The organism is Arenimonas soli (assembly GCF_014643775.1).
GTDB lineage: Bacteria > Pseudomonadota > Gammaproteobacteria > Xanthomonadales > Xanthomonadaceae > Arenimonas > Arenimonas soli.
Window position 1 is genome coordinate 538,293 of sequence record NZ_BMKC01000003.1, and the last position, 7,310, is coordinate 545,602.

The 7,310-nt window shown below is 69.2% G+C and carries 8 protein-coding genes and 4 tRNA genes; all 12 read left to right on the forward strand.

Going from position 1 to position 7,310, the window contains the following annotated elements:
- The first annotated feature begins 7 nt into the window (after positions 1-7).
- Positions 8-1,663 (forward strand): tetratricopeptide repeat protein, encoded by a 1,656-nt coding sequence (locus IEX13_RS13170; protein ID WP_188665255.1) that lies wholly within the window; start codon positions 8-10, stop codon positions 1,661-1,663.
- Positions 1,660-2,268, forward strand: coding sequence for a lipoprotein insertase outer membrane protein LolB (lolB, locus tag IEX13_RS13175; RefSeq protein ID WP_188665258.1), 609 nt, complete (start codon positions 1,660-1,662; stop codon positions 2,266-2,268). Before IEX13_RS13170 ends, lolB begins: the two co-directional genes overlap by 4 nt.
- Complete coding sequence (ispE, locus tag IEX13_RS13180; RefSeq protein WP_188665261.1) at positions 2,265-3,131, forward strand: 4-(cytidine 5'-diphospho)-2-C-methyl-D-erythritol kinase; 867 nt, start codon at positions 2,265-2,267, stop codon at positions 3,129-3,131. The genes lolB and ispE overlap by 4 nt, the downstream gene beginning before the upstream one ends.
- A 26-nt stretch (positions 3,132-3,157) precedes the next feature.
- Positions 3,158-3,235, forward strand: a tRNA-Gln gene (locus IEX13_RS13185).
- A gap of 47 nt (positions 3,236-3,282) precedes the next feature.
- Positions 3,283-4,239: a ribose-phosphate diphosphokinase gene (locus IEX13_RS13190; protein WP_188665264.1), complete on the forward strand. Its 957-nt coding sequence runs from the start codon at positions 3,283-3,285 to the stop codon at positions 4,237-4,239.
- A gap of 132 nt (positions 4,240-4,371) precedes the next feature.
- Complete coding sequence (locus IEX13_RS13195; protein ID WP_188665267.1) at positions 4,372-5,058, forward strand: 50S ribosomal protein L25/general stress protein Ctc; 687 nt, start codon at positions 4,372-4,374, stop codon at positions 5,056-5,058.
- Between the two features lie 51 nt (positions 5,059-5,109).
- Positions 5,110-5,691, forward strand: a complete 582-nt coding sequence (gene pth, locus IEX13_RS13200; protein ID WP_188665270.1) for an aminoacyl-tRNA hydrolase — start codon at positions 5,110-5,112, stop codon at positions 5,689-5,691.
- 15 nt (positions 5,692-5,706) lie between these two features.
- On the forward strand, positions 5,707-6,798 hold the full coding sequence (ychF, locus tag IEX13_RS13205) for a redox-regulated ATPase YchF (RefSeq protein WP_188665272.1): 1,092 nt from the start codon (positions 5,707-5,709) through the stop codon (positions 6,796-6,798).
- Positions 6,799-6,870: 72 nt separating this feature from the next.
- Positions 6,871-6,956: transfer RNA gene (locus tag IEX13_RS13210), tRNA-Tyr, on the forward strand.
- 31 nt (positions 6,957-6,987) lie between these two features.
- Positions 6,988-7,061 (forward strand) — tRNA-Gly (locus IEX13_RS13215).
- Positions 7,062-7,097: 36 nt separating this feature from the next.
- A tRNA-Thr gene (locus tag IEX13_RS13220) sits at positions 7,098-7,173 on the forward strand.
- A 33-nt stretch (positions 7,174-7,206) separates the two neighbouring features.
- Positions 7,207-7,310, forward strand: a 104-nt coding sequence (locus IEX13_RS13225) for a GTP-binding protein (RefSeq protein ID WP_188665275.1), incomplete at its 3' end; no start/stop codon positions are given.

A 7,310-nucleotide genomic window follows, 5' to 3' on the forward strand; every position in this document is an offset into this window, starting at 1 on the left:
AAACCCCATGATCTGGAGCAAATCCCGACCGATCGCCGTCCTCGCCCTGGCCCTTGCCGGGGCCATGCCGGCCGCCGCCCGCCCCGCGGACGTGCTTGAACCGGTGATGGCGGGTGAATTCGCCTTGCAGGCCGGCGACTTCGGCCAGGCCGCCGGCCACTACCTGCGGGCTGCCGAAGGCTCCCGGGATCCCGGCCTGTCCGAACGGGCGGCGCGCATCGCGCTGCTGGCCGGGCAGCCGGAGCCGGCGGCCGCGGCCATTGCCCGCTGGCGGGAACTGTCGCCCGACTCCCTGCCGGCGGCCGCGGCAGCCATCCAGCTGGCCCTGGACCTGGGCGATGCCGACCGGGCGGTCGCCGAAGCCGTTGCGCTGATGGACCCGGCCCGCCCCGCCGGCTTCCCGGTACTGCTTTCGGCCCTGGGCGATGCCCGCGACACACGCGCCGGCGTGGCCCGCAAGGTGCTGCGCGGACTGTACGAAAGCAACCACATGCCGGCCACCCTCGGCGGTTGGCTGGCGGTGGCCGGCCTGGCCCGTCGGCTCGAGGACCGCCCGTTGGCCGAACGACTGGTGGTGGAAGGGGTGGAGCGTTTCCCCGACGATCCGCGCGCCCTCCTGCTCGAAGCGGCCCGCCTGCGCGAGCTGGGCCGCGACGAGGCCGCCCGCGGGCAGTTGGCCGGGCTGGGTGACCCCGCCGCCCTGGCCCCGGAGCTGCGTCGCTCCGCCGCACGCCAGTACGCGCTGCTCGGCGACCGCCTGGCGGCCGCCGCCACCCTCGGCCACGGCCCGCAGGACGAAGACAGCCTTCGCCAGCGCGCCCGCTGGCTGATCGCCGACGGCGACCGCAAGGCGCTGGGCGAGCTGTACGCCGAAGTGGTGGGCCTGGCCGACACGCCCACGCCCGAGCGCCGCCTGCTGCTGGGGCTGCTGGCCGAAAGCCTGCTGCGCTGGCCTGAAGCCCGGGCCTGGTATGCCTCGGTGCCGCGCGGGCCGGGGCATGACCAGGCGATGCTGCGCCGCGCCGGCGCCGAGGGCCGGCTCGGCCGCCTGGACCAAGCGCTGGCCACCCTGCACGAACTGCAGGTCGACCAAGCCGCCGACGGTGAGTACATCCGCGACGCCTACCTGCTCGAGGCGGAACTGCTCGAGCGCCGTGGTCGCGGCGACGACGCGCTCGCCAGCCTGGGCCGGGCGCTGGACATCTTCGAAGGCGATCCGGCGCTGCTGTACGCGCGTGCCATGCAGCACGAACGGGCCGGACGCATCGATGCCTCCCTGGCCGACCTGCAGCGCATCCTCGACGAGCACCCCGACAGCCCCCAGGCGCTCAATGCCTACGGTTATGCCCTGGCGGTCCATCGGGAAGCCTGGGCGGAAGCCTTGCCCTACCTGGAACGGGCGCTCGAACTGGCGCCGGGTTCAGGCGCCATCCTCGACAGTGTCGGCTGGGTGCATTTCAAGCTCGGCCGCCGGGACAGTGCCCTGGCACTGCTGCGAAAGGCCTGGGCGGCCAGGCGTGACCCGGAAATCGCCGCCCACCTGGGCGAAGTGCTCTGGCAGGCCGGCGAACGCGCCGAAGCCCGCAAGGTCTGGCGTGCCGGCCTGCGGCTCGATCCCGACAATCCTTCCCTCAAGCACGCGCTGGAGTCCCACGCCCCATGAGTCCGACCCGTTTCCCGCGCTGCCTGGCGCTCGCTGGCCTGGTGCTTGCCCTGGCGGCCTGCGTACCGGCAACCGTGCGGACCGGTGCCGACGCCAGCCTGCTGGCAGGGCAGGCCGCCCACGAAGCGGCGCTGGCGGCCGAGCCCGACTGGCGCCTGCAGGGGCGCCTGGCGGTCAGCGCCGGCGGCGACGGTGGCAGTGGTCGCATCGACTGGGTCCAGCGCGGCGACAGCTACGACATCAAGCTTTCGGCACCGGTCACCCGTGCCAGCTGGCGCCTGCAGGGCGGTCCGGCCCAGGCGCGCCTGGACGGGCTCGACGGCGGCCCGCTGGCCGGCCCCGATGCCCGCCGCCTGCTGGCCGACGCCACCGGCTGGGACATTCCGGTACAGGCCCTGTCGCACTGGGTTCGCGGCGGCCGCGCGCCGGGCCAGGCCCATATCGAGTTCGGCCCCGACGGCCTGCCGGCGCTGATCGTGCAGCAGGGCTGGTCGGTGGAATACCGCGGTTGGACCGCCGGCCCGTCGCCGCGCCCAAAGCGGGTCTTCGCCACCCGCCAGGACGCCTCCGTGCGCCTGGCCGTCGACGCCTGGGAGGCCCCGTGACCGGGGCCGCGGTCGGCGACTGGACCCGCTGGCCGGCCCCGGCCAAGCTCAACCTGTTCCTGCGCATCGTCGGGCGCCGCCCCGACGGTTACCACCGGCTGCAGACCGTCTTCCAGCTTCTCGATTGGGGAGACACGGTGCAGTTGCGCCTGCGGGACGATGGCCGGGTCTGCCGCGAGGCTACCGAAGGGTATGCGGTGCCCGAAGTCGAGGATCTGACGGTCCGGGCGGCAAAACTCCTTAAATACGAGTCGAAAACACCGCTTGGTGTCGACATCGTCGTCGAAAAACGCATCCCGCTAGGCGGCGGGTTCGGCGGTGGGTCTTCCGACGCCGCCACCGTGCTGGTGGCGCTCAACCATCTCTGGGGCACCGGCCTGGGCCAGGACCAGCTGGCGGTGCTGGGCCTGGCGCTGGGTGCCGACGTGCCGGTGTTCGTGCGCGGCCGCAGCGCCTGGGCCGAAGGGGTGGGGGAGGTGCTGAGCCCGATCACCCTGCCGCCGGCCAGTTACCTGCTGGTCGATTCCGGGGAATCGGTGCCCACCGTGGAGTTGTTCCAAGCGTCTGATTTGACCCGGGATGCGCCGCCAGCGACAATATCCGACTTCGCTTCAGGCCCTTGCCTCGGGAATGCCTTCGAGCCGGTGCTGCGTCGTCGTTCGGAAGCCGTTGCCACGGTCCTGGACACCCTCGCGCAGTTCGGCACGGCGGCCCTCACCGGGACCGGCGGCGGCTGTTTCGTGCGTTTCGACGCACGCGCCGATGCCGAGGCCGCGCTGGCGCGCCTTCCCGACGGGATGCGTGCCTGGGTGGCCGATGGCGTGGACGTGTCGCCCCTGCACCGGGCGCTGTCCGCGGCCTAGGGCCGTGAAGCAAGAAAATCCAGCGGTGGGGCGTCGCCAAGTGGCCTAAGGCACCGGGTTTTGATCCCGGCATTTCGTAGGTTCGAATCCTACCGCCCCAGCCATCCGACGTTTCGCTCGTCATCCACCTCCAACGCGGAAGCCAGCCACCATGAGCAAGCAGAACCTGCTCGTCTTCACCGGCAACGCCAACCGGCCGCTCGCGCTGGCGGTGTGCCGACAGCTGGGCATTCCGCTTGGCAAGGCCCAGGTGGGGCAGTTTTCCGATGGCGAGGTGCAGGTCGAGATCGAAGAAAACGTGCGCCGGCAGGAAGTGTTCGTCATCCAGTCCACCAGTGCGCCGACCGCCGAGAACTTCATGGAGCTGCTGGTGCTGATCGACGCGCTCAAGCGCGCCTCGGTCGCCAGCGTCACCGCGGTGGTGCCGTATTTCGGCTACGCCCGCCAGGACCGCCGCATGCGCTCGGCGCGCGTGCCGATCACCGCCAAGGTGGCCGCCAAGATGTTCAGCGCCGTCGGCACCGACCGCGTGCTCACGGTGGACCTGCATGCCGACCAGATCCAGGGTTTCTTCGACATCCCGGTGGACAACGTCTATGCGTCGCCGCTGCTGCTGGCCGACATCTGGCGCAGCCATGGCACCGACGACCTGATCGTGGTCTCGCCCGACGTCGGCGGCGTGGTGCGCGCCCGCGCGATCGCCAAGCGCCTCGACGACGCCGACCTGGCCATCATCGACAAGCGCCGCCCGAAGGCCGGCGTGGCCACGGTGATGAACATCATCGGTGACGTCGAAGGCAAGACCTGCGTGCTGGTCGACGACATCGTCGACACCGCCGGTACCCTGTGCGCCGCCGCCGCCGCGCTCAAGGCCAACGGCGCCAAGAAGGTGCTGGCCTACTGCACCCACCCGGTGCTGTCGGGCGCGGCCATCGCCAACGTCACCAACTCGCAGCTCGACGAACTGGTGGTCACCGACACCATCCCGCTGTCGGAAGCCGCGCGGGCCTGCCCGCGCATCCGCCAGCTCAGCGTCGCCGAGCTGCTGGCCGAAACCATCCGCCGCATCGCCTTCGGCGAGTCGGTGAGTTCGCTGTACGTGGATTGACCCCGGGCGGGGCATCGGGCATCGGCGTGTCGCGCCGATGCCCGATTCCCGGAACGGGAACGACGCGGGGCCTGGTCGCGGGCATCGCGGTACGCGCTCAAGGGCGCATCACTTGAAGAAGGCAACACCAACATGGCTACCAATCACAATCTCACGGCCACCGGCCGCAAGGACGAGGGCAAGGGTGCGAGCCGCCGCCTCCGTCGCAGCGGTCACGTGCCGGCCATCGTTTATGGCGGTCACCAGGACCCCATGAGCATCCAGATCGAACACAACCACCTGTGGATCGCCAGCCAGAACGAATGGTTCTACTCGGCCATCGTCGACCTGGCCGTCGACGGCCAGGTCCAGAAGGTGCTGCTGCGTGACATGCAGCGCCATCCGTTCAAGCAGCAGATCCTGCACCTGGACTTCCTGCGCGTTTCCGAAAACGAAGCCCTGCGCGCCAAGGTGCCGCTGCACTTCGTGAACCAGGAAACCTCCCCGGCCGGCAAGTCCGCGGGCGTCGTGGTCACCCACGAGCTCAACGAAGTCGAAGTCAGCTGCCTGCCCAAGGACCTGCCGGAGTTCCTGGAAATCGACCTGGCCGACCTGGTCGTCGGCGACATCGTGCACCTCTCGCAGATCAAGCTGCCCAAGGGCGTCACGATCCCGGCCCTGGCCCACGGCGGCAAGGAACATGACCTGGCGATCGTCATCGCCCGCCATGCCCGCGTCGAAGTCGAGGAAGAGTCCGAAGCCGCGCCTGAGGCTTCGGCCGACGTGCCGGCCGCCAAGGTCGCCAAGCCCGAAGCCGGCGACGCGGCGAAGAAGAAGTAATCCCCTTTGCCGCCCCGGCTCGTGCCGGGGCGGCAAACGAGGACCGCATCCGTGTCATCGCTACGACTCATCGTCGGCCTGGGCAATCCCGGCGCCGAACACGCCCGGACCCGGCATAACGCCGGGTTCTGGTTTCTGGACGCCCTGGCCGCGCAGGCCGGGGCGCGATTGGGCCTGGAATCGAAGCTGCACGGCGAGACCGCCAAGGTCGAAATCGCCGGCCATAGCGTCTGGCTGCTGCGCCCGGCCACCTTCATGAACGCCTCCGGCCGGTCCGTCGCCGCGGCGCTGCGTTATTGGAAGATCGAACCCGAACAGGCCCTGCTGGCCCACGACGACCTGGACCTGGCCCCCGGCCTGGCCCGGCTGAAGTTCGACGGCGGCCACGGCGGGCAGAACGGCATCCGCGACACCATGCAGCACCTGGGCCACGGCAAGTTCCATCGCCTGCGCCTGGGTATCGGCCATCCCGGCCACAAGGACAAGGTCACCCCCTGGGTGCTGGGCAAGCCCGGCAAGGACGACGAGGCGAGCATCCTGCGCGCCATCGACGACGCCCTGGCGGTGATGCCGCTGGCGGTGGCGGGGGAGTTCCCCGAAGCCATGAAGCGCCTGCACACCCCAAAACCCTGAGGAAACACCCCCATCATGGGCATCAAATGCGGCATCGTCGGCCTGCCCAACGTCGGCAAGTCCACCCTGTTCAACGCGCTTACCAAGGCGGGCATCGCCGCGGCCAACTTCCCGTTCTGCACCATCGAGCCCAACACGGGCGTGGTGCCGGTGCCGGATCCGCGCCTGAACCAGCTGGCCGAGATCGTCAAGCCGCAAAAGGTGATCCCGACCTCGTTCGAGTTCGTGGACATCGCCGGCCTGGTCGCCGGCGCCAGCAAGGGCGAGGGCCTGGGCAACAAGTTCCTGGCCCACATCCGCGAGGTGGACGCCATCGCCCACGTGGTGCGCTGCTTCGAGCACACCGACATCGTGCACGTCGCCGGCAAGGTGGACCCGATCTCGGACATCGAGACCATCGACACCGAACTGGCCCTGGCCGACCTGGACTCCGTCGAAAAGGCGCTTAACCGCGCCGAACGTGAGGCCAAGACCGGTAATAAGGACGCTATCGCCCGGAAGGAGGTGCTTGCGCGCGTGCGCGCCGGCCTCGACCAGGGCCAGCCGGCCCGCGCCCTGGGCCTGTCGGCCGAGGACAAGGCGGTGGTGCGCGACCTGTTCCTGCTGACCCTCAAGCCGGTCATGTACGTGTGCAACGTGCTCGAGGACGGCTTCGAGAACAACCCGATGCTGGACCTGGTCCGGGCCCGGGCTGAAAAGGAGGGTGCCCAGGTGGTGCCGGTCAGCGCGGCCATCGAGGAAGAGATGTCCCAGCTCGAAGACGCCGACCGCGCCGAGTTCCTGGCCGAAATGGGCCTGGAGGAGCCTGGCCTGAACCGGGTCATCCGCGCCGGCTACGCCCTGCTGGGCATGCAGACCTACTTCACCGCGGGCGTGAAGGAAGTCCGGGCCTGGCAGGTGCACAAGGGCGCCACGGCGCCGCAGGCGGCCGCGGTGATCCACACCGACTTCGAAAAAGGCTTCATCCGGGCCGAAACCATCGCTTTCGACGACTTCATCAAGTACCGGGGCGAATCAGGGGCCCGCGACGCCGGGCGCCTGCGCCTGGAGGGCAAGGACTACGTGGTGCAGGAGGGGGACGTCCTGCATTTCCGCTTCAACGTGTAGGGATTCCGGGAAGAGTGTGCCAAGGGCGTTGACATTTAGGCGTCGCGCCCTGAAAATTACGGGCTCCCTGACGGAGGGATACCCAAGCGGCCAACGGGGGCAGACTGTAAATCTGCTGGCTTACGCCTTCGGTGGTTCGAATCCACCTCCCTCCACCACTCCGCAGGGCCGGTGCATCGGTTCCGCAGGGCGGGAGTAGTTCAATGGTAGAACCTCAGCCTTCCAAGCTGATCATGCGGGTTCGATTCCCGTCTCCCGCTCCATTGGATTGAAAGCTTCACCGTTCGACCCAAAATTCCGCTCATGTAGCTCAGTCGGTAGAGCACTTCCTTGGTAAGGAAGAGGTCGCTGGTTCGATTCCAGTCATGAGCACCAACACCCCTCCTTGAATCCACCGGGTACACGCTAATGTCCAAGGGTAAGTTTGAGCGCACCAAGCCCCACGTGAACGTGGGCACCATCGGTCACGTTGACCACGGCAAGACGACGCTGACGGCGGCGCTGACGAAGGT

Bases quoted from the DNA above. Each gene is read 5' to 3' on its own strand.
- IEX13_RS13170 (WP_188665255.1), top strand. From the start codon at position 8: ATGATCTGGAGCAAATCCCGACCGATCGCCGTCCTCGCCCTGGCCCTT.
- IEX13_RS13195 (WP_188665267.1), top strand. From the start codon at position 4,372: ATGGCTACCAATCACAATCTCACGGCCACCGGCCGCAAGGACGAGGGC.
- lolB (WP_188665258.1), top strand. From the start codon at position 1,660: ATGAGTCCGACCCGTTTCCCGCGCTGCCTGGCGCTCGCTGGCCTGGTG.
- IEX13_RS13190 (WP_188665264.1), top strand. From the start codon at position 3,283: ATGAGCAAGCAGAACCTGCTCGTCTTCACCGGCAACGCCAACCGGCCG.
- ychF (WP_188665272.1), top strand. From the start codon at position 5,707: ATGGGCATCAAATGCGGCATCGTCGGCCTGCCCAACGTCGGCAAGTCC.